Origin of the sequence: Sphingomonas sp. PL20 (genome assembly GCF_017875905.1) — a bacterium.
In the GTDB taxonomy this organism is placed as follows: domain Bacteria; phylum Pseudomonadota; class Alphaproteobacteria; order Sphingomonadales; family Sphingomonadaceae; genus Sphingomonas; species Sphingomonas echinoides.
Genome location: NZ_JAGINH010000002.1, coordinates 753,446 through 775,289 on the forward strand (window position 1 = coordinate 753,446; position 21,844 = coordinate 775,289).

The window sequence follows — 21,844 nt, forward strand, 5'->3', positions numbered from 1 at the left end:
CTAATGGTAGTAACGGTACCGCTTTAAAATTAGAATATGCCGGATGGAACACGCCTTGATTTTTGCACATTCTTTGCCGGGCAGATCTGAAGCGGAGTGGGAGCCGCTGTCCCATCATCTGCGGCAGGTGGGTGAGCGCGCCGGGGCATTTGCCGCCGTCTTTGGTGCAGCGCGGGTCGGGCACGTGATGGGTGTGTTGCACGATATTGGCAAGCACTCCCAAGCCTATCAGCGCTACATTCGAACGCCCCAGACCAGCGAGACCAAGGCGAGTGGCCCGGATCACAGCACGGCGGGGGCGAAGGAAGCTGTCTGCCTGTACGGCGCTCTCGGTCGTTTGATGGGGTTTGGCATTGCGGGCCATCACAGCGGCCTGATGGACGGACACACGCTGACCGCACGTGAGGGCAAGACGGTCGAGGACTATACCGGCTGGCAAGAGCACGCCCCGCCATTGCCCGACATCGCCACGCTGCTGGCGACCCTCAAAAAACCGCGTTGCAACGCCATCGAGCCGGCTTTCAGCCTGTTCTTCCTGGCCCGGATGCTCTTTTCTTGTCTGGTCGATGCCGATTTCCTGGAGACGGAGCGTTTCCATGCGGCGGCTGAGGGCCTTGCCCAGCCGGAGCGCGGGGGACGGGTAGACCAGCGCCACCGCGATGCCGTCCGCGCCTTTATGGCGAAGCATCGGCGCGACGACACGCCCGTCAACACACTGCGCTCGCAGATACTGGACCATGCCGTGGCGAAGGCCGCTCTGGAGCCTGGCCTGTTCACGCTGACCGTCCCAACGGGCGGAGGCAAGACCTTGACATCGCTGAGCTTTGCCCTGGAGCACCTGAGCGCACACGGGCTGGATCGGATCATCTACATAATTCCGTTCACCTCGATTATCGAGCAGACCGCCGATGTCTTTCGCGATGCGCTGGGAGACGGGCTGAAAGGCGATGTGCTTGAGCATCATTCCAGCTTCGACTGGGACGAGCGCCAACCCGCCGGCGAAGGCGATGCCGAAGGAGAGGGTGTCAGCGGTCTCGCCAAGCTGCGGCGGGATGCTGAAAACTGGGACGTGCCGATTGTGGTGACCACGGCGGTCCAGTTCTTCGAAAGCCTGTTTGCCGCCCGCACCAGCCGCGCGCGCAAGCTCCATAATCTCGCGAAGAGCGTGATCGTGATCGACGAGGCGCAATCGATCCCCGTCCACCTGCTGCGCCCCTGCATGGCGGCGATCGACGAGCTGGCGAAGAATTACGGGGCAAGCGTGGTGCTGTGTACCGCGACCCAACCTGCGCTGCGCGTGCAGGATGGCGCGCTGCCGCAACCGCCACGGGCGCCAGCAGACAAGGGGCCGACGAGGGATGAGGGGCTCGACATTCCGAAGGAACGCGAGTTGGCGCCCAATCCGACGGAATTGTATGAGAAACTGCGCCGCGTCGCGGTCGAATGGGTGCGTGCGCCCGTGCCGGATACAGCGATCTCGGCTCGCTTTGTCGAGCGACCGCAGATGCTGTGCATCGTCAACAGCCGTGCCCATGCGCGCGACCTGTTCGAAGCGATCCGCTTCCAGCCGGGCGCGTGCCACCTGACCACGCTCATGTGTGCGCGGCACCGGCGCGACGTGCTGGCTTCGGTCCGCGCCGATCTGGCGGCGGGCCAGCCGGTGCGGCTGGTGGCGACGAGCCTGATCGAAGCGGGGGTGGATGTGTCCTTCCCCGAAGTTTGGCGCGCCGCCGCCGGGCTTTCCAACATCGCGCAGGCGGCGGGGCGCTGCAACCGCAGCGGGGAACTGGGGCCGCTCGGCGAGGCCTATGGGCGGACGCTGGTGTTCGAGCCCGAAGCGGTGGAAGGGCGCCGCCCGATCCCGCGTGACCTGGCGCCCTTTTACGATGCCGCGCGGGAGGTGCTGAAAAACCCCGCGCTCGATCCGCTCAGCCTGGAGGGCGTGACCGAATATTATCGCTGGCTGTATTGGCGCAAGGGATATGACGCGCTCGATCGGGCGACCGGGACCGGGAGCGATTATCCCATTGTCCCCGCGATCCATGAGACGGTGGGCAGAAGCGGAATCAACTGCCCGTTTCGCACCATTTCCGATGCCTTCCAGATGATCGACCAGGCGATGGACCCGGTGCTTATCCCGTATGATGCGGAAGCGAAGCAGGCGCTCGCGGCGTTGGCCGGTGCTGATGTTCCGCCGGCGGGCACACTGCGCAAGCTCCAGCAATATGTCGTCCCGGTGCCGAAACAGGTCCGCGCCGCGATGTTGGCGAACGGCGCGGCAGAGCTGGTGCGCGCGGACTATGGCGACAGGTTCGTGCGCATTCCCGACATGCAACTGTATGATGAAGCCCTGGGGCTAAGACTAGAAGCGCTGACGTGCCGGTCGAGTGAAGATAATATATTTTCGTAATGAGCCGTTGAGTCAGAAGTGCCAGCAAATTAGGAGTAGTTTCGTCGGTGGGGGATAAATGTCGGTCAGGCTACACATCTGGGGCGATTACGCCTGTTTTACTCGCCCGGAGATGAAGGTCGAGCGCGTCAGCTATGACGTGATTACACCTTCCGCCGCGCGCGGCATCCTGGAGGCCATCCACTGGAAGCCGGCGATCCGCTGGCAGGTCGATCGAATTCATGTGCTGAACCCAATCCGGGTTCAATCGATTCGCCGCAACGAAGTGGGCGCGAAGGCGAGTGCCGCCAACGCCGCTAGCGCGATGAAGCGCGGCACCACCGATGGGCTGGGCATCGCAGTGGACGAAAATCGTCAGCAGCGCGCGGGGCTGGTGCTGGTCGACGTCGGCTATGTGATCGAGGCGCATTTCACGATGACGGAGCGGGCAGGCGCGGAGGATAGCGCCGCCAAGCATATCGCTATGTTCAATCGCCGCGCGGCGCAGGGGCAATGTTTCCATCGCCCCTGCCTGGGCACCCGCGAATTTCCCGCCGAATTCGCGCTTATCGCGGACGGCGCGCCGCTGCCCCCTTCGACGCTGGTCGAGCGGGACCGCGACCTCGGCTGGGTGCTCCACGACATCGATTTCGCGCGAGGGAATGAATCGCGCTTCTTTCGCGCGCGGATTCAGGACGGCGTGATCGACGTGCCGCCCTTCGACGCCGAAGAGGTGGTGCGGTGACGATTCTCCAGGCGCTGGCACGATATTATGACCGGCTGCCGGGTGTTGCCACGCAGGGATGGGCATCGGTCAAATTCGGCTGGTGCATCGTGCTGACCCCGGATGGGACCGCTGTGGACTTGGAAGATCTGCGGGACCTTTCAGGCAAGAAGCCTAAGGTGAAGGAATATTCGGTTCCGTGTAGCGATGCTGTCGCCGAGCGGACCTCGGGGATAGTATCCAGCCTTTTCTGGGACAAGACGGCGTATGTTCTTGGGCGCACTGCTGGTGATGGCAAGCGAACCGCGCAGGAGCATGCGGCCTTTGTGAAGCTGCATCGCGATAAGCTGGCGGGAACGCAAGACGAGGGTCTTCTTGCGCTGCTCCGTTTCGTTGAGGCGTGGCAGCCTGAAATGCTGGAATCCTTGCCTAGATACGTACCGGACATGCTTGATGCTAATATCTTGTTCCGGCTTGAGGGCGAGCGCGGCTATCTGCACGAGCGATCGGCAGCGCGTAATCTGCTGGAGTCGGATGACGCCGCCGAATCTGAAGCTCCTGCGTTTTGTTTGATTACTGGTGAACAAGGCCCAATCGTTCGGCTGCATCCGAAGATTAAGGGCGTAGAGGGGGCACAGACTGCGGGCGCCCGCTTGGTATCGTTCAATCTCGGCGCTTTCACGTCGCTTGGCAAGGAACAGGGGGCGAATGCGCCCACCAGTGAAGCCGCTGCCTTCCGGTATGGTACCGCGCTTAACAAGTTGCTGCTGCGCGACAGTCGCAATCGCCTGCCGCGCCCGATCGGCGATACGACCGTCGTGTTCTGGGCCGACGCCAGCGATGTAAAGGCGGCCGAGGCGGTCGACGCCCTTGCGGGGGACTGGCTGTTCGGCGACGGAGACGACGTGACCGACGCGCAAGAGGCCGCCAAGGTCCGCGCGCAGATGGAAAACATCGCCGCCGGTCGCCCGATCGCGGAATTGCCCAGCGATATCGATCCCGATACCCGTTTTCACATCCTGGGCCTGTCGCCCAACGCGGCGCGGCTGTCGGTGCGGTTCTGGCTGAGCCAGAGCTTCGGCGATTTCGCCCGCGCGCTGGCGCGGCATTATCAGGACATGCGCGTCGAGCCGCTGCCCCATGGTTGGGGCGCGGCGCCTGCGGTCGGGCGGATGCTGGTGAACAGCACGGCGGCGCAGCGCGATTTCAAGAACATCCCCTATGCGTTGGCGGGCGAGGTGCTGCGCGCCGTGCTTTCCGGCGGACGCTATCCGCAGACGCTGCTGGCGACCGCGCTGATGCGGCTGCGCGCGGGCGACGATGCGGGCTCCGGCTGGCACGCCGCCGTCATTCGCGGGGTGCTCGAACGTGATGCGCGATTTTATGGAAGGGATGGTGCTCCGATGGCTTTGGATGAGAAAAGTACGAGCGAGGCATATCGTCTCGGTCGTTTGTTCGCGGCGCTGGAACACCTACAAGAGCAGGCGATCGAAGGTCTCAAGGCCTCCATTCGGAGTCGCTTTCTCGCATCCGCTTCCGCGGCACCCGCATCGGTGTTCCCGACCCTGCTTCGACTGTCGCAACATCACATCACCAAGCTTTCAAGCTTGGTGAGTTCCGGCAGCGCGACGTTTCACGACAAGCTCATTCAAGAAATTCTGGACGGCATTCCCGGATCATTTCCACGATCGCTGAAGATGGCAGATCAGGGTCGATTCTACATCGGCTATTATCATCAGCGCGCAGAGCGTTTCCGTAAGCGGGACGCAGACGATAAATCGCCCGCCAAGGAGGAAAAAAATGGCGAATGAAAGCCCGGCCGTCAGCAGGCGGCACGAGTTCATCCTCTATTTCGACGTCAAGGACGGGAACCCGAATGGTGACCCCGACGCCGGCAACATGCCGAGAATTGATCCCGAGACCAATCAGGGGCTGGTTTCTGACGTTTCCCTGAAGCGGAAGGTCAGGAATTACATCGCAACGCAGGTTGCGATGGGCGAGCTGCCCGAGAGCGGAAACGCGATCTATATGTCCGAGGGCGCGGTGCTCAATCGCGAGCATCAAAAAGCATGGGCGGCTGAAAATATCGCCCCGGAAAAAGAAAAGGATTTCAGCAAGCTTCCCAAAAAGGAAGGTGCGGCACGCCGCCTGACCGCCTGGATGTGCGCGAACTTCTGGGATATCCGGACCTTTGGCGCGGTGATGACGACCGAAATCAATGCCGGCCAGGTTCGCGGGCCGGTGCAACTGGCGTTCGGTCGTTCGGTCGAACCCATATTGCCGCTCGAAATTTCGATCACGCGCTCCTCGGTGACGAATGAGAAGGACGTCGACAAAGAGCGCACCATGGGCCGCAAGCACATCGTGCCCTACGGCCTGTACCGCGTCCATGGCTTCGTCTCCGCGCCGCTCGCCAGCCACCCGAGCAAGGGCACCGGCTTCTCCGAGGCGGACCTGGAGCTGCTGTGGCAGGCGCTCTGCCAGATGTTCGACCATGACCGCTCGGCTGCGCGCGGCGAGATGGCCAAGCGCAGGCTGATCGTCTTCCGCCACCAGAGCGCGCTCGGCAATGCCCAGGCGCAGAGCCTGTTCGATCGGGTGAAGACCTGGCGGGTCCACGAAGCGTCAGTCCAGGAAATCGGCAGCACCGCCACCGACAACTGGCCGCCCGCGCGCAAATGGGAAGACTATAAGGTCACGATCGACCGCGAGGGCCTGCCGGTGGGCGTCGAGATCATCGAGCCGTGCTGAGGATATAGATGCGCGCGCCGCCCCCGGACCCTGCCGCCGAAGACGCGCTGGTGCCGGTGTCGGCGTTGCAGCATTATCTGTTCTGCCCGCGCCAGTGCGCGCTGATCCATGTCGAGCGGTTCTGGGCGGAGGACGGTGCCACCGCCGAGGGGCGCATCCTCCACGAACGGGTGGATGGCGGTCGACCGGATCGGCGCGGAGGCGTCCGGACGGTGCGGGGGCTGATCCTTCGCTCGTTCGAACATGGCCTGGCGGGCAAGGCCGACGCGGTCGAATTCGTGCGCGAGGTGCCCTATCCGGTCGAGTATAAGCGCGGCCGCCCCAAGGTGCACCGCGCCGATGAGGTGCAACTCTGCGCCCAGGCGCTGTGCCTGGAGGAGATGTTCGGCTGCGCCGTGCCCGAAGGCGCGCTTTTTTATGCCCAGACGAAGAAGCGCAGTCGTATCCCCTTCGATGCCGAATTGCGTGCGCTGACGATCACGCTTGCTGCCGAAACGCGCGCGATGCTCGCCGCCAACCATACGCCGCCGCCCCAGGCGAAGCCCGGCTGCCGTCGCTGCTCGCTGGCGGATGCATGCCAGCCCAAGCGGCTGGAGCGCCCGCCTTCCGTCCAGCGCTGGCTGCTGCGCCAACTCGCCGAACCCGATGCCCTGCCGGAGGATTGACCGATGCGGCGCCACCTCAACACTATCTACGTCACCACCGAGGATGCCTGGCTGCGCAAGGACGGCGCCAATATCGTCGTCGAGGTGGACGGCGCCGAGCGTGGGCGCGTGCCGCTACACCTGCTGGAAGGGGTGGTGTGCTTCGGCCGACCGGGTGCCTCGCCCGCGCTGATGGCGGCCTGTGCGGAGGCGGGGATCGCGCTCTCCTTCCTCACGCCAAACGGCAATTTCCTTGCGCGCGTGGAGGGTCCGCGCACCGGCAATGTGCTGCTACGCCGCACCCAGCACCGCGTCGCCGACGATCCGGTGCGCGCGGTGCCGATCGTGCGCGGCATCGTCACCGCGAAGGCCGCCAACCAACGCACCGTGCTGCGCCGCGCGCTGCGCGATCATGGCGACCGGATCGCCCCCGACGCTCATGCCGCGCTGACGGCTGCCGAGGCGCGGCTGGGCCATGTCGCGCGGCGGGCCGCCCAGGCGGAGGATGTTGACAGCCTGCGGGGGCATGAAGGGGAGGCGGCGCAAATCTATTTCGGGGTGTTCGATGCCATGCTGCAGGGGGAGCGGCCCGCCTTCACCTTTGCCGGGCGATCGCGTCGGCCGCCGCTCGATCGGGTGAATGCGCTGCTCAGCTTTCTCTACGCGATGCTCGGGCATGATTGCCGTTCGGCACTGGAGGGCGTGGGGTTCGATCCGCAGGTCGGGCTGCTCCATGCCGACCGACCCGGTCGCGCCAGCCTGGCGCTGGATCTGATGGAGGAACTGCGCCCGGTGCTGGCCGACCGGCTGGCGCTGACCTTGATCAATCGCGGGCAGTTGAAGCCGCGTGACTTCACGGTGGACGAGGGCGGGGCGGTGTCGCTGACCGACGATGGCCGCAAGGCGGTGCTGGTCGCCTGGCAGGACCGCAAGAAGCGCGAACTGCGTCATCCCTTTCTTGGGGAAAACATGCCGATGGGCCTTGTCGCGCATGTCCAGGCGCAATTGCTGGCGCGGCACTTGCGCGGGGATCTGGACGGTTACCCGCCCTTTGTGTGGAAGTGACGCGATGCTGATGCTGGTAACCTATGACGTGAGCACCGAGGACGCAGCGGGGCGACGGCGGCTTCGGCGCGTGTCCAAGGCATGTCTGGACCTTGGCCAGCGCGTGCAGAATTCGGTGTTCGAATGCGAGGTCGATCCTGCGCAATGGGCCTTGCTGCGCGCGGCGCTTTTAAGAGAAATTGATGCGGAAAAGGATTCGCTCCGCTTTTATCGGCTTGGTGCCGATGGCAAGCGGCGCGTAGAGCATGTCGGTGCCAAGCCGGTCCTTGATCTGGACGGCCCGCTGCTGTTCTGAACGTTCTGTCGCGGCAGGGTGCGCGAACCCCAATGTGTTGACATCGCACCGGGAGGTTCGCGCGGAGTAAAAACCTCTGCTTTTCATAGCGATGATTGGGAATGGGGGGTGGAAACAGCGTGGTTTATGAAAAGTGCGCGCCACCTTCGCGCTGAAGCCCGGATTTACCGCTCTTTCTCATTGTATTAAGCACCGAGCCGTCGCTCCCCGTGCGGGGGCGTGGATCGAAACCGCGATGCGCTGCTCGTCCCCAAAAAGGGCGTCGTCGCTCCCCGTGCGGGGGCGTGGATCGAAACACGCCCGCCCCTGTGGTCAAAGACGCGCCGCGCCCGTCGCTCCCCGTGCGGGGGCGTGGATCGAAACAGTTGCGTCGTGAGCCGAGCAATCCCCGAGACGAGTCGCTCCCCGTGCGGGGGCGTGGATCGAAACCTCCTTCAAGCATTTGAGTGGGTAGGTGGCAGACGTCGCTCCCCGTGCGGGGGCGTGGATCGAAACACCGGCTTCCCCGAGGGCACCGCCTTCGCGTCGTGTCGCTCCCCGTGCGGGGGCGTGGATCGAAACGCGGGCCACCCGGCGAACCGGAACCCGCAGTCACGTCGCTCCCCGTGCGGGGGCGTGGATCGAAACACGCACATCGGCCGGGTTGGCGATCGACGTCCAGGTCGCTCCCCGTGCGGGGGCGTGGATCGAAACCTGCATACAGATGGCGGCATGGTCGCCAATCTTGTCGCTCCCCGTGCGGGGGCGTGGATCGAAACTCGAGGGATTTCCAACGTTTGTCGAAATCGCTTGTCGCTCCCCGTGCGGGGGCGTGGATCGAAACATTCTCAACGGTGGTGCTGGTCACTGGCGCGGTTGTCGCTCCCCGTGCGGGGGCGTGGATCGAAACCTCGATCTGCCGACCAGCGTGGCTTTCGTGCTGGGTCGCTCCCCGTGCGGGGGCGTGGATCGAAACGCGATGGCGTCGTCGGTCCAGATGATGTCCGCTGTCGCTCCCCGTGCGGGGGCGTGGATCGAAACACGAAGGTGCGCACTTTCGTGATGTTGGGATAGCGTCGCTCCCCGTGCGGGGGCGTGGATCGAAACTGGCGCGTCAGCACGGCATTGATGACCATATTGCGTCGCTCCCCGTGCGGGGGCGTGGATCGAAACCGCGTCGTGCGCGGGAATATTGATCAGGTGGCGGCGTCGCTCCCCGTGCGGGGGCGTGGATCGAAACATCGCCATCGGGCTTGCCTTCATTGGTGAGGGCAGTCGCTCCCCGTGCGGGGGCGTGGATCGAAACTTATCGAAGCATTTGAACGTCGAGATCGGCACACGTCGCTCCCCGTGCGGGGGCGTGGATCGAAACAAATTCGTTCCGCTGCAGATGAGCGCGGCCGATGGTCGCTCCCCGTGCGGGGGCGTGGATCGAAACCAGACGACGGGGCGCGACAACTATGCCCGCCTTGTCGCTCCCCGTGCGGGGGCGTGGATCGAAACAAGGAAATGTCAGCGGCGATGGGCCCGCTCGGCGGTCGCTCCCCGTGCGGGGGCGTGGATCGAAACGCCCATGCTCTGCGGCATGAACTGCGTGCGTTGCGTCGCTCCCCGTGCGGGGGCGTGGATCGAAACACGACCAGCGTTCAACTCGAAACCGAGGGCGCGGACGTCGCTCCCCGTGCGGGGGCGTGGATCGAAACAAGTCGGCGAGCACGCAATACATGGATCACGTCGCGTCGCTCCCCGTGCGGGGGCGTGGATCGAAACCGCAAACTGTCGTGACGTGCGTCATTATGACAACGTCGCTCCCCGTGCGGGGGCGTGGATCGAAACTGATATGCGATCAGCATCCGGCTGCGCAGCGATGGTCGCTCCCCGTGCGGGGGCGTGGATCGAAACCAGTTTCGGCTTGGTCGAGATAGGCGATCGCCGAGTCGCTCCCCGTGCGGGGGCGTGGATCGAAACGTCTTCAGCGAAACGCCCATGCGCGCGAGTAGCGGTCGCTCCCCGTGCGGGGGCGTGGATCGAAACCACATCGACCAAATCACCCGAAAGCCGCAGAGCGGTCGCTCCCCGTGCGGGGGCGTGGATCGAAACATCCACGAATAGCGTGAAGAACCGGACCGGTCGGGTCGCTCCCCGTGCGGGGGCGTGGATCGAAACAACCTGTCGCTGACGATGTACGGCGGGGACGCATGGTCGCTCCCCGTGCGGGGGCGTGGATCGAAACCGGTGGTTTGCGAACGCGCTGTTCGGACTCGGTGGTCGCTCCCCGTGCGGGGGCGTGGATCGAAACGCGCGCCTGTCTGGCATCCAAACAATTGGCGATGACGTCGCTCCCCGTGCGGGGGCGTGGATCGAAACACTATGAGCCGACCGGACTTATCCAGTCTGGACCAGGTCGCTCCCCGTGCGGGGGCGTGGATCGAAACCGTTTTGGATTGCGACATTTACGGAAACGGACGCGTCGCTCCCCGTGCGGGGGCGTGGATCGAAACAATCCCCGCTACGCCGCCGACTTCCTTCGGACGCGTCGCTCCCCGTGCGGGGGCGTGGATCGAAACTTCACGCCATCGAAGCCCGTGCCGCTCGGCGAACGGTCGCTCCCCGTGCGGGGGCGTGGATCGAAACCTGTGCGTCAGCCGCACGGCGGATATCATCGATAGTCGCTCCCCGTGCGGGGGCGTGGATCGAAACAAGGGCCTCGGCGTAGGCGGCACGCTGCCGACCTGTCGCTCCCCGTGCGGGGGCGTGGATCGAAACAAGAACGCGAAGCATCGCCAGCAATGGGAAAACAGTCGCTCCCCGTGCGGGGGCGTGGATCGAAACACCGGCACCGGCGACCCCGGCTCGAGCGCGCCCGGTCGCTCCCCGTGCGGGGGCGTGGATCGAAACCTTGAGGTGCGCCATGACTTCAACCGACTAAAAACGTCGCTCCCCGTGCGGGGGCGTGGATCGAAACAGGTACGCCAGTAGCTGGACGTAGACTGTCCCGGGTCGCTCCCCGTGCGGGGGCGTGGATCGAAACAGGTACATGACCGGCGCGAAGTAAGCCGCGGAGGGTCGCTCCCCGTGCGGGGGCGTGGATCGAAACAGGATCGGACGGCTTCAGATCCGAATAGTTGCGGTCGCTCCCCGTGCGGGGGCGTGGATCGAAACCCGTCAGCGACAACTTGGTGATCGACCGCTGTTCGTCGCTCCCCGTGCGGGGGCGTGGATCGAAACTCCGCAGCCTTCAACAGGCTTTGCGAAAGGCCCGTCGCTCCCCGTGCGGGGGCGTGGATCGAAACCTCTTCCTCGACATCTGGATCGCCGTCCATCTCGGTCGCTCCCCGTGCGGGGGCGTGGATCGAAACCACGCATCGGCCAGATCCTGTGCGGCCTTTGCGGGTCGCTCCCCGTGCGGGGGCGTGGATCGAAACCACAGAATATGCGCCCTATAGCTATAAGCCGGGCGCGTCGCTCCCCGTGCGGGGGCGTGGATCGAAACATCATCCGCGCGAGGCCGAGTCCGCCATGATCGAGTCGCTCCCCGTGCGGGGGCGTGGATCGAAACGCCGAGCGTGGTGAGCACCAAGCTGCAGGTGCTGGAGTCGCTCCCCGTGCGGGGGCGTGGATCGAAACGCTGTCAACGCGGCGTTAATCACTGCTTGAACATGTCGCTCCCCGTGCGGGGGCGTGGATCGAAACCGGGTGCCTTCCAGCAGGGCTTCCAGACGGCCGGGTCGCTCCCCGTGCGGGGGCGTGGATCGAAACACGTATGGCGACGGCACGTTGCAGGGGGAGGCGCGTCGCTCCCCGTGCGGGGGCGTGGATCGAAACTGGTGGGAAAGCACGAAGGCGAAATCCAGCGCCTGTCGCTCCCCGTGCGGGGGCGTGGATCGAAACATGCGTCGCTATCGAGCGCGACCCTGAAATAGGTGTCGCTCCCCGTGCGGGGGCGTGGATCGAAACCGGCGCTGGGTGACGCAGGAAGTATTGCCGACCAGTCGCTCCCCGTGCGGGGGCGTGGATCGAAACCTTACGCATCGTCTCCCACGCGCTCCGCACCGAACGTCGCTCCCCGTGCGGGGGCGTGGATCGAAACTCGCAGCCGCCAGATGCCCTCCGCTCGCAGATTGTCGCTCCCCGTGCGGGGGCGTGGATCGAAACGATGTCGATGATGATGACGAGCAGGATGCGGAATGTCGCTCCCCGTGCGGGGGCGTGGATCGAAACACTCGCAAAAGGGCATCTGGCGTCTGCCGGAGAGTCGCTCCCCGTGCGGGGGCGTGGATCGAAACACGCTGCGAGCGCATGACGTTCTGGCCGCGCCTCGTCGCTCCCCGTGCGGGGGCGTGGATCGAAACGCGATTCTAGTGATCAGAGAGTCCACCACCTCAGGTCGCTCCCCGTGCGGGGGCGTGGATCGAAACAGCTACGCCGGGAGGCGAAATGGCGAATCCGACCGTCGCTCCCCGTGCGGGGGCGTGGATCGAAACAGTTGCGTCGTGAGCCGAGCAATCCCCGAGACGAGTCGCTCCCCGTGCGGGGGCGTGGATCGAAACCTCCTTCAAGCATTTGAGTGGGTAGGTGGCAGACGTCGCTCCCCGTGCGGGGGCGTGGATCGAAACACCGGCTTCCCCGAGGGCACCGCCTTCGCGTCGTGTCGCTCCCCGTGCGGGGGCGTGGATCGAAACGCGGGCCACCCGGCGAACCGGAACCCGCAGTCACGTCGCTCCCCGTGCGGGGGCGTGGATCGAAACACGCACATCGGCCGGGTTGGCGATCGACGTCCAGGTCGCTCCCCGTGCGGGGGCGTGGATCGAAACCTGCATACAGATGGCGGCATGGTCGCCAATCTTGTCGCTCCCCGTGCGGGGGCGTGGATCGAAACTCGAGGGATTTCCAACGTTTGTCGAAATCGCTTGTCGCTCCCCGTGCGGGGGCGTGGATCGAAACATTCTCAACGGTGGTGCTGGTCACTGGCGCGGTTGTCGCTCCCCGTGCGGGGGCGTGGATCGAAACCTCGATCTGCCGACCAGCGTGGCTTTCGTGCTGGGTCGCTCCCCGTGCGGGGGCGTGGATCGAAACGCGATGGCGTCGTCGGTCCAGATGATGTCCGCTGTCGCTCCCCGTGCGGGGGCGTGGATCGAAACACGAAGGTGCGCACTTTCGTGATGTTGGGATAGCGTCGCTCCCCGTGCGGGGGCGTGGATCGAAACTGGCGCGTCAGCACGGCATTGATGACCATATTGCGTCGCTCCCCGTGCGGGGGCGTGGATCGAAACCGCGTCGTGCGCGGGAATATTGATCAGGTGGCGGCGTCGCTCCCCGTGCGGGGGCGTGGATCGAAACATCGCCATCGGGCTTGCCTTCATTGGTGAGGGCAGTCGCTCCCCGTGCGGGGGCGTGGATCGAAACTTATCGAAGCATTTGAACGTCGAGATCGGCACACGTCGCTCCCCGTGCGGGGGCGTGGATCGAAACAAATTCGTTCCGCTGCAGATGAGCGCGGCCGATGGTCGCTCCCCGTGCGGGGGCGTGGATCGAAACCAGACGACGGGGCGCGACAACTATGCCCGCCTTGTCGCTCCCCGTGCGGGGGCGTGGATCGAAACAAGGAAATGTCAGCGGCGATGGGCCCGCTCGGCGGTCGCTCCCCGTGCGGGGGCGTGGATCGAAACGCCCATGCTCTGCGGCATGAACTGCGTGCGTTGCGTCGCTCCCCGTGCGGGGGCGTGGATCGAAACACGACCAGCGTTCAACTCGAAACCGAGGGCGCGGACGTCGCTCCCCGTGCGGGGGCGTGGATCGAAACAAGTCGGCGAGCACGCAATACATGGATCACGTCGCGTCGCTCCCCGTGCGGGGGCGTGGATCGAAACCGCAAACTGTCGTGACGTGCGTCATTATGACAACGTCGCTCCCCGTGCGGGGGCGTGGATCGAAACTGATATGCGATCAGCATCCGGCTGCGCAGCGATGGTCGCTCCCCGTGCGGGGGCGTGGATCGAAACCAGTTTCGGCTTGGTCGAGATAGGCGATCGCCGAGTCGCTCCCCGTGCGGGGGCGTGGATCGAAACGTCTTCAGCGAAACGCCCATGCGCGCGAGTAGCGGTCGCTCCCCGTGCGGGGGCGTGGATCGAAACCACATCGACCAAATCACCCGAAAGCCGCAGAGCGGTCGCTCCCCGTGCGGGGGCGTGGATCGAAACATCCACGAATAGCGTGAAGAACCGGACCGGTCGGGTCGCTCCCCGTGCGGGGGCGTGGATCGAAACAACCTGTCGCTGACGATGTACGGCGGGGACGCATGGTCGCTCCCCGTGCGGGGGCGTGGATCGAAACCGGTGGTTTGCGAACGCGCTGTTCGGACTCGGTGGTCGCTCCCCGTGCGGGGGCGTGGATCGAAACGCCGACCAGCCGCACGATCATTCCCGCCTCTCTCGTCGCTCCCCGTGCGGGGGCGTGGATCGAAACGTTCCAAGTGGTGCGGCCATTGGCGCGCATGTTCTGTCGCTCCCCGTGCGGGGGCGTGGATCGAAACACGATCCCGTCGAGCACGACGTACAAGATCGAGCGTCGCTCCCCGTGCGGGGGCGTGGATCGAAACCCGCACAAGGGGGAATTCATCGTTTGGGATCGCGGTCGCTCCCCGTGCGGGGGCGTGGATCGAAACCGTTTTGGATTGCGACATTTACGGAAACGGACGCGTCGCTCCCCGTGCGGGGGCGTGGATCGAAACAAGCAAAAGGTCGAAAGCCAGGAAGCGCGCTCGCGTCGCTCCCCGTGCGGGGCGTGGATCGAAACCGCGTGATATTCGCGCTCGCCGTTGCGGTCGCAAGTCGCTCCCCGTGCGGGGGCGTGGATCGAAACACCGGCTTCCCCGAGGGCACCGCCTTCGCGTCGTGTCGCTCCCCGTGCGGGGGCGTGGACCAAAATCCGGCCCTGCTGCTTAAGAGCATATGGCGAAAGACAGGTTTTACCCCGGGGTGCCTGAAAGCAGCTATTCCGCCGCCAACGCAGTTGCAGCCGCCGCTATGCGATCTACCCCTTCCCGAACTTGCCTTCGAGTACCTTCGCACCGTCTCGGAGGAAATCGAGATGATCTGACCAGTGCTGCATCTTGCGCACGCGCTCTTCCCAATATTCGCCGCGGGTATAGGCGCGACGCACGGCATTGCTATCGCAGTGGGCAAGTTGACGCTCGATCGCGTCGGCGTGCCATAATCCCATTTCGTTCAGTAGCGTCGCTGCTAGGGCTCGGAAGCTGTGGCCCGTCATCTGGTCCTGCGCATAGCCCATTCTACGAAGCGCTGCGTTAATGGTGTTCTCGGACATCGGTCGCTCAACCGATCGCAGTGAGGGGAAAAGATACGGACTGTGCTTGGCGTCGTGCTCGATCGATTCGATGATTCGAAGCGCCTGACGGGAGAGGGGCACCGAGTGCGCTCGCCGCATCTTGGTCTTGTGCGGCGGGATCGTCCAAACGGACTTGCCGAAATCGAAATCCGACCATTCGGCAAAGCGCAACTCCCCAGGCCGAACAAACACGTGCGGTAGGGGGCGTAGCGCCAAGCCGGTTGTAGGATGATCTTCCAGCGCCTCGATGGCGCGCAACAGTGCGCCCGCCTCTGTGGGCGTGGTGATCGCGGCGCGGTGAACGTGCTTGGGTACGATCAGCGCGCCACGCAGGTCGGCAGCGACATCGCGTTCGGCACGTGCAGTAGCGATGGCATAGCGGAAGATCTGCGAGCAGGTGCTGCGGAGGCGTTTTGCTGTCTCGTATCGCCCCTTGGTTTCCATCTTGCGCAGCATGATGAGCAATTCTTGCGCCGAGATCGAGGCGACAGGTCGTTGCCCAATCGCTGCATTGATGAAGCCGAGCAGCCAGCGCAGCTTTTTCATCGTCATCGCAGATCGGCCCTCTTTTTCGACTTTGAGCAGCCATTCGTCCGTCACGGCTTTAAAGCTGTTGGAAGCTGCCACTGTCGCAGCGATCCGGTCGAGCTTGGTTTGTTCGGCAGGATCATCGCCCCGCGCCAGCACCTTGCGCGCGGCGTCACGGGCAGCTCGAGCCTCGGCCAGTCCAGTGTCGGGCCATACGCCGAATGCCAGGGTCTTTTGTTTGCCAAGGTGACGGTAGTTCATCCGCCAATAGCGAGAGCCGGACGGTGCCACGAGCAGGTAGAGCCCGTCGCTATCGCTCAGCTTGTACGCCTTGTCGCGACTCTTGGCCGCTTTGATCGCCACGACCGACAACGCCATGATGGTATCTCCATCCAAGCGACCGGCGCTGTGCCATCAAAAATACCATCAAATTGCTGGTATGCAGTGGTGTTTCGCCGATCTGACTGAGACGGTTTACCACGAAAAACCGCAGAAAACAGCCGTTTATGGCACATTTTGGGATGCCTTGAGCAGGCATTTTGGTGACCCCTACGAGAATCGAACTCGTGCTTTCGCCGTGAGAGGGCGACGTCCTAACCGCTAGACGAAGGGGCCGTGAGGCGGAAGTGCGGCCTTACCGATCCCGCCTCGCGGCGTCAAGCGAACTGCCGTGCTGGCGGAACCGGCCCGGCGAATAGGCGTTTCTCTCGCCGATACCGCCCGCATCTGCGGGGTGGCCTAATGGGAGGATTTCCGATGCTGTGGACCATCGTCGTTGTTTTGCTGGTGCTGTGGGCGCTGGGTTTCGCCGTGCATATCGGCGGTGGGTTGATCCATCTGCTGTTGGTGATCGCCTTGATCGTCGTTGTCGTCCGCTTGCTGCAGGGCCGCAGCGCACTCTGACGGATCCGCGCGGCGCGGCGCGGCGCGGGGCGGCTCAGGCCGCCGCGCGCCGCCGTTCCGCCATTTCCACGTTCAGCATTTCCGCCAGCAAAAACGCCAGCTCGATCGACTGACCCGCATTGAGGCGCGGATCGCAATGCGTGTGATAGCGATCGGCCAGAGATTGCTCGGTCACGTCGACCGCGCCGCCGGTGCATTCGGTCACATTCTGCCCGGTCATTTCGGCATGAATGCCCCCCGCGATTGAACCTTCTGCGCGGTGAACCGCAAAGAAACCGCGCACTTCGGCCAGGATGCGATCGAACGGCCGCGTCTTATAGCCCGTTGCCGCCTTCACCGTATTGCCGTGCATCGGATCACAGCTCCACACCACCGGGTGCCCCTCCCGCAGCACCGCGCGCACCAATTTGGGCAAGCCCGCCTCGATCTTGTCATGGCCATAGCGCGTGATCAGCGTCATGCGGCCGGGCACGCGGTGCGGGTTGAGCGTGTCGAGCAAGCGCAACAGCGCGTCGGGCTCCAGGCTCGGCCCGCACTTCATGCCGATCGGATTGCCGATGCCGCGCAGATATTCGACATGCGCGCTGCCTTCGAAGCGGGTGCGGTCGCCGATCCACAGGAAGTGCGCGCTGGTGTCGTACCAGTCGCCCGTCAGCGAATCCTGCCGCGTCAGCGCCTGTTCGTAGCGCAGCAGCAGCGCCTCATGGCTGGTGTAGAAGCGCGTCTGTGCCAGTTGCGGCACCGTCTCCGGGCTGATGCCGCAGGCGGCCATGAAGTCGAGCGCTTCGCCGATGCGGTCTGCGGTCTCGGCATATTTCTTCGCCCAGGGGCTGCGGCCCATATAATCGAGCGTCCAGCGATGGACTTGCGCGAGATTGGCATAGCCGCCACCAGCGAAGGCGCGCAGCAGATTGAGCGTCGCCGCCGACTGGCTGTACGCGCGGACCATGCGTTGCGGGTCGGGCAGGCGCCCTTCGGGCGTGAACTCGATATCGTTGACGATGTCGCCGCGATACGCGGGCAATTCGACGCCATTCTGCACTTCGACATCGGACGAGCGCGGCTTGGCGAATTGTCCGGCCATGCGGCCGAGCTTCACCGTCGGCAGCTTCGACGCGAAGGTCAGCACCACCGCCATTTGCAGAATGACGCGGAAGGTGTCGCGGATGGTGTTGGCGCTGTGTTCGGCAAAGCTCTCGGCGCAATCGCCGCCTTGCAGCAGGAACGCCTTGCCCTCGGCGACACGCGCGAGATCAGCGGTGAGGTTGCGCGCTTCGCCCGCGAACACCAAAGGCGGGAAGCTGGCGAGCGTGTCGGTCGCCGCATCGAGCGCTGCCGCATCGGGATAAGTGGGCATCTGGCGGGCATCGGCGCGCGTCCAGCTATCGGGGGCCCAGCTGCTCATGTCATTCTCCGTGCGAATCGAAATGTACCAATCGGCATGGGTGGCGATGCCATTGGCCGCGATCTGATTGACGACCGGGCCGCTGGCGCGCTTGCCATCTTCTTCCCAGCCCTGAACGGTCGAGCCAGGCGCGCCATACCACGCCCCGAACGCCGCCCGGCTGAGCGTGCGCTCTTCGCGAAAGTGCTTGATCTTGAGGCCGGCCATCGTCGTCATGGGCGGCGCATTACCCAATCAGGGTAAAGGCGGCAAGCGGGAATTTTCCCAGATGGGGTAAATTGGGCGGAACCGGCGACAGGTAGTCGTACGGATTGGCGCTCTTTTTTTGCTACTCCGACAGCCTTGAGTGCGGCGTAGGAATGCTCCAGCAGATCAAATCCCCGTCTCCTTCGTCGAAGCGCTCGCCGGTGCGTGCGAAGCCGTTTTTCTCGAGAACCCGCTGTGACGGGCGGTTGTCGACGGAGGTCTCTGCCTTGACGCTTTGCACACGAGTGTCACTTCGAGCCCAGTCCACAAGAGTGCGGACTGCGGCAGAAGCGAACCCGCGCTTTCTCCGTTCAGCGGACACGCCGTATCCGATCGATATGCTGCCGTCGGGACCGACCTTAATGATCGAGCAGAGACCGACGATCTCCGCATTCTCTACCATCATCCAGCACGCGGGATCGAACCTCGGCCGGATCTTGGACGCGAGTTCGCGAAGCATTGTGAGCACTTCGGCACTTTCCACGGCCCCGCCTGCCTGCCGCAATCCACGCGGCGCGCGTCCTTCGATCAAGTCGGCGAAGTCACGGTCGGTCGTCTCGATCAACAGCATTTGACGGCCTATTGGCATAACCTGGAACGCACTGGGCGATTCCGGACGGACGCCACGACCCTGGTCACACCCTAATATCCCGCCCCCAAATCGACGACGTTCTCCATTGGCGTGCCCGCCAGGAAAGCATCGAGGTTGCGCAGGAACAAGGCGGCGGCGCGTTGGAACATCCTGGTTTGGCTGCGGCCCGACAGGTGCATGCTGTGGAGCGTGTTGGGTGCGGACCATAAGGGATGGTCCGCGGGAAGCGGTTCGGGCGTGACGGTGTCGAGGAACGCCCCCGCGATCGTCTTTTTGGTCAGCGCTGCGAGCAATGCCTCCTGATCGACCATGTCGCCGCGCGCCATGTTGATGAGCCAGGCGTCGGGCTTCATCGCAGCAAGCTCCTCCGCGCCGATCAGCGTCTTGGTGGCGTCGGTCGAGGGGGCGGCCAAGACCACCCAGTCGAAATCGCCGAGCCGGGCTTTCCACGCATCGGGCGTCAGCGTGCCGTTGCGGCCCGAGCGAGTGACTCCCGTCACCGCGACCCCGAAGGCGGCGAGCCGTTCGCCGATCAAGCGGCCGATCGCGCCATAGCCGACGATCAGCGCGGCTGTGTCGAACAGTTCGAGGCGACCCGGCGCATAATCGGGCCATTCGTGGCGGTCGGCGCTGCGCACCACCATGTCGAAACGCTTGGCGGCGGCGAGGATGCCGAGCACGGCATATTCGGCGACCGCGATGGCGTTGATGCCCGCGCCATTGGTGACCACTGTCCCGCGCGCGGCCAGCGTCGGCAAATCGAGCGATTCGACCCCGGCAATCGCGGTGAACAGCCATTTGAGCGATGTCCCCGCCGCGACCGCCTCCGGGGTCAGCCCGTGCGGATAGAGGTCAACCCAGCCGATATCGGCATCGGCCATCGCGGTCGTCGCTTCCTCGCGCGTCGTGACCCAGGTCACCTCCAGCCCCGCTGGCAGACGCGGCTCCAGCAAAGCGCGCGCTAGGGCGGGGAGGACGGCCTTCATGGAATTTTCCTCTCAAGTATCATCACTTAGGGCGATCAGAACCAGGATGCGTCGCCCTCGACATATTTGTGCTGGAACGCTTCATCCGGGGTGATGAGGTAAATGATGAATTCGACAAAGGCGACCAGCGCGTTGATGACGCCGGGCAAAATCAGAAACCAGCCGATCGTTCCGCACAGCAGCATGATGACGCCTGCGGTGGTCTTGCCCAGATAGAATTTGTGAACGCCGAGGCTGCCGAGGAAAAAGGCAAGCAGCGCAGCGACAGTGCGGTTCTTGTCGGCCACCATCGTGCTGCCCCCGCCGATGACATAGATCGCCGTCGCATGATCCTGCGCCGCTTCGAAATCGACGCGTTGCCCGGGGTGCGGCGGTACGCGCTGACGCCACTCCTCGGCGCGGAAGGGATAGCGCTGGCCATCCTCTGATGAAATGACGCCCTCGCCCAAATGGGTGTCGAAACCCAATACCCGTCCCTGCATGATCTATCCCCCCCGGTTGATGCAGGGGCAAGCTTAACGCGGGCCGGGCGGAAGAAAAGGGGGTGTGTTCAGAGCGTCAATTTCCAGTCCCAGGCCAGCGCATCACCATCCATTACCTCGACTCCGGCGGTGGCAAGCGCATCGCGAATCTCGTCGGATCGCGCGAAATTCTTTGCCGCACGGGCTTCTTTTCGCGCGGCGAGTTGGTCCTCGATGTCGGCCTCGGTCACGATCGCCGTCACCGGGCGCACGCGCAGGTCGGTGCGGGTCAGCGTGGTGAGATTGAGGCCAAGCACGGCATCGAAATCGGCGAGCGCCTGCAACCGAGTCGCGGGCGACAGGCGTTTGTCCGCCAGCAGCTCGTCGAGCACCGGCAGCGCGCGCGGGGTGCCCAGATCATCACCGACCGCTTCCTCCAGCCGCGCCAGATAGGGTTCTGCATCGCCCTTCAGCGTGCCGTCATCGCGCGCGCGCAACGCATCGCGGGCGATCACCAGCCGCTTCAGCCGCGTGAAGGCGGCGGCAAGGTTCTCCCACGTAAATTCGAGCTCGCTGCGATAATGCGCCTGCAGGCACATCATGCGGTAAGCGAGCGGATGGAAGCCCGCATCGACCAGCGTCTGCAAACGCAGGAACTGTCCCGTAGACTTGGACATCTTGCCGCCGCGATCGACCAGGAAATTGTTGTGCATCCACAGCCGCGCGCCGGTGTCGTCACACGCGCAGAACGCCTGGTTCTGTGCGATCTCATTGGGATGGTGGATCTCGCGGTGGTCGATCCCGCCGGTGTGGATGTCGAACGGGTGGCCGAGATGCTGCAGGCTCATCACCGAGCATTCGAGATGCCAGCCGGGCGCACCCTTGCCCCAGGGGGAATCCCATTCCATCTGGCGCTGCTCGCCGGGGGGCGACCGCCGCCAGATCGCGAAATCTTGCGGATGGCGCTTGCCCGAGACGGGATCGATGCGGCTTTCGCCCGCATCGGACACGGCGCGGGCGAGGCTGCCATAATCGGGCACGCGGGTGGTGTCGAAATAGAGCCCGCCGTCGATGAGATAGCAATCCTGCTCGATTCGCTGGGCGAATGCGATCATTTGCGGGATGTGGCCGGTCGCGACGGTCCATTCGGCAGGCGGATCGATGTTCAGCCGCGCAACGTCTTCCTTGAACGCGGCGGTATAATGCGCCGCGATCTCCCAGATCGACTTGGCTTGCGCGGCGGCCGCCTTTTCCATCTTGTCGTCGCCGGCATCGGCGTCCGACGTCAAATGGCCGACATCGGTGATGTTGATGACATGTTTGGTCGGATAGCCCTTCCAGCGCAGCACACGCCCCAGCGTATCGGCAAACAGAAAGGCGCGCATGTTGCCGATATGCTGATAATTATACACGGTCGGCCCGCAGGTGTAGAGGCGCACCAGGCGCGGATCGATCGGGACGAACGGCTCCAGCGAGCGCGTAAGGCTGTTATAGAAGGTGAGGGGGCTGCTGCTCATTGCGCCCGCTTA

Annotated in this window: 14 protein-coding genes, 1 tRNA gene and 1 CRISPR repeat array; of the genes, 8 read left to right on the forward strand and 7 right to left on the reverse strand. The window is 64.4% G+C overall.

What is annotated here, in order from left to right:
• Positions 1–43 precede the first annotated feature (43 nt).
• From H4W01_RS03675 to cas2, 7 genes are read left to right on the forward strand one after another with little or no spacing between them, the layout of a single operon-like run.
• Entirely contained in the window at positions 44–2,410 is a 2,367-nt protein-coding gene (locus H4W01_RS03675) for a CRISPR-associated endonuclease Cas3'' (RefSeq protein ID WP_334685138.1), read from the forward strand.
• 58 nt (positions 2,411–2,468) lie between these two features.
• Positions 2,469–3,134: a type I-C CRISPR-associated protein Cas5c gene (gene cas5c, locus H4W01_RS03680; RefSeq protein WP_209609944.1), complete on the forward strand. Its 666-nt coding sequence runs from the start codon at positions 2,469–2,471 to the stop codon at positions 3,132–3,134.
• Positions 3,131–4,924, forward strand: a complete 1,794-nt coding sequence (gene cas8c / locus H4W01_RS03685) for a type I-C CRISPR-associated protein Cas8c/Csd1 (protein ID WP_209609945.1) — start codon at positions 3,131–3,133, stop codon at positions 4,922–4,924. The genes cas5c and cas8c overlap by 4 nt, the downstream gene beginning before the upstream one ends.
• Positions 4,914–5,864, forward strand: coding sequence for a type I-C CRISPR-associated protein Cas7/Csd2 (cas7c, locus tag H4W01_RS03690; RefSeq protein WP_209609946.1), 951 nt, complete (start codon positions 4,914–4,916; stop codon positions 5,862–5,864). The genes cas8c and cas7c overlap by 11 nt, the downstream gene beginning before the upstream one ends.
• 8 nt (positions 5,865–5,872) lie before the next feature.
• Positions 5,873–6,529, forward strand: a complete 657-nt coding sequence (cas4, locus tag H4W01_RS03695) for a CRISPR-associated protein Cas4 (RefSeq protein WP_209609947.1) — start codon at positions 5,873–5,875, stop codon at positions 6,527–6,529.
• Positions 6,530–6,532: 3 nt separating this feature from the next.
• Entirely contained in the window at positions 6,533–7,573 is a 1,041-nt protein-coding gene (gene cas1c, locus H4W01_RS03700; RefSeq protein ID WP_209609948.1) for a type I-C CRISPR-associated endonuclease Cas1c, read from the forward strand.
• Between the two features lie 4 nt (positions 7,574–7,577).
• Positions 7,578–7,868 carry a CRISPR-associated endonuclease Cas2 gene (gene cas2, locus H4W01_RS03705; protein ID WP_209609949.1) on the forward strand — a complete coding sequence of 97 codons (291 nt, stop codon included), beginning with the start codon at positions 7,578–7,580 and terminating at the stop codon, positions 7,866–7,868.
• Positions 7,869–8,067: 199 nt separating this feature from the next.
• A CRISPR array of direct repeats spans positions 8,068–14,578; the repeat unit is 32 nt; unit sequence GTCGCTCCCCGTGCGGGGGCGTGGATCGAAAC.
• Positions 14,579–14,879: 301 nt separating this feature from the next.
• On the opposite strand, the gene H4W01_RS03710 is transcribed toward cas2, so the two are convergent.
• On the reverse strand, positions 14,880–16,100 hold the full coding sequence (locus tag H4W01_RS03710) for a tyrosine-type recombinase/integrase (protein ID WP_209609950.1): 1,221 nt from the start codon (positions 16,098–16,100) through the stop codon (positions 14,880–14,882).
• Positions 16,101–16,262: 162 nt separating this feature from the next.
• Positions 16,263–16,337, reverse strand: a tRNA-Glu gene (locus H4W01_RS03715).
• A gap of 141 nt (positions 16,338–16,478) precedes the next feature.
• Here H4W01_RS03715 and H4W01_RS03720 point away from each other — a divergent pair.
• Entirely contained in the window at positions 16,479–16,625 is a 147-nt protein-coding gene (locus H4W01_RS03720; RefSeq protein ID WP_010407531.1) for a lmo0937 family membrane protein, read from the forward strand.
• Positions 16,626–16,659: 34 nt separating this feature from the next.
• Here H4W01_RS03720 and H4W01_RS03725 read toward each other — a convergent pair whose 3' ends face one another.
• The 5 genes from H4W01_RS03725 to cysS form a co-directional block, all read right to left on the reverse strand.
• Positions 16,660–18,246, reverse strand: a complete 1,587-nt coding sequence (locus H4W01_RS03725) for a class II 3-deoxy-7-phosphoheptulonate synthase (RefSeq protein WP_209609951.1) — start codon at positions 18,244–18,246, stop codon at positions 16,660–16,662.
• A 112-nt stretch (positions 18,247–18,358) separates the two neighbouring features.
• Positions 18,359–18,847, reverse strand: coding sequence for a GNAT family N-acetyltransferase (locus tag H4W01_RS03730; RefSeq protein WP_209609952.1), 489 nt, complete (start codon positions 18,845–18,847; stop codon positions 18,359–18,361).
• A 71-nt stretch (positions 18,848–18,918) separates the two neighbouring features.
• The gene (locus tag H4W01_RS03735; protein WP_209609953.1) at positions 18,919–19,854 is read right to left on the reverse strand and encodes a D-2-hydroxyacid dehydrogenase; all 936 of its coding nucleotides are present in this window, start codon (positions 19,852–19,854) and stop codon (positions 18,919–18,921) included.
• A 35-nt stretch (positions 19,855–19,889) separates the two neighbouring features.
• Positions 19,890–20,336, reverse strand: a complete 447-nt coding sequence (locus H4W01_RS03740; protein ID WP_209609954.1) for a TM2 domain-containing protein — start codon at positions 20,334–20,336, stop codon at positions 19,890–19,892.
• A gap of 68 nt (positions 20,337–20,404) precedes the next feature.
• Positions 20,405–21,832: a cysteine--tRNA ligase gene (cysS, locus tag H4W01_RS03745; RefSeq protein WP_209609955.1), complete on the reverse strand. Its 1,428-nt coding sequence runs from the start codon at positions 21,830–21,832 to the stop codon at positions 20,405–20,407.
• Positions 21,833–21,844 lie beyond the last annotated feature (12 nt).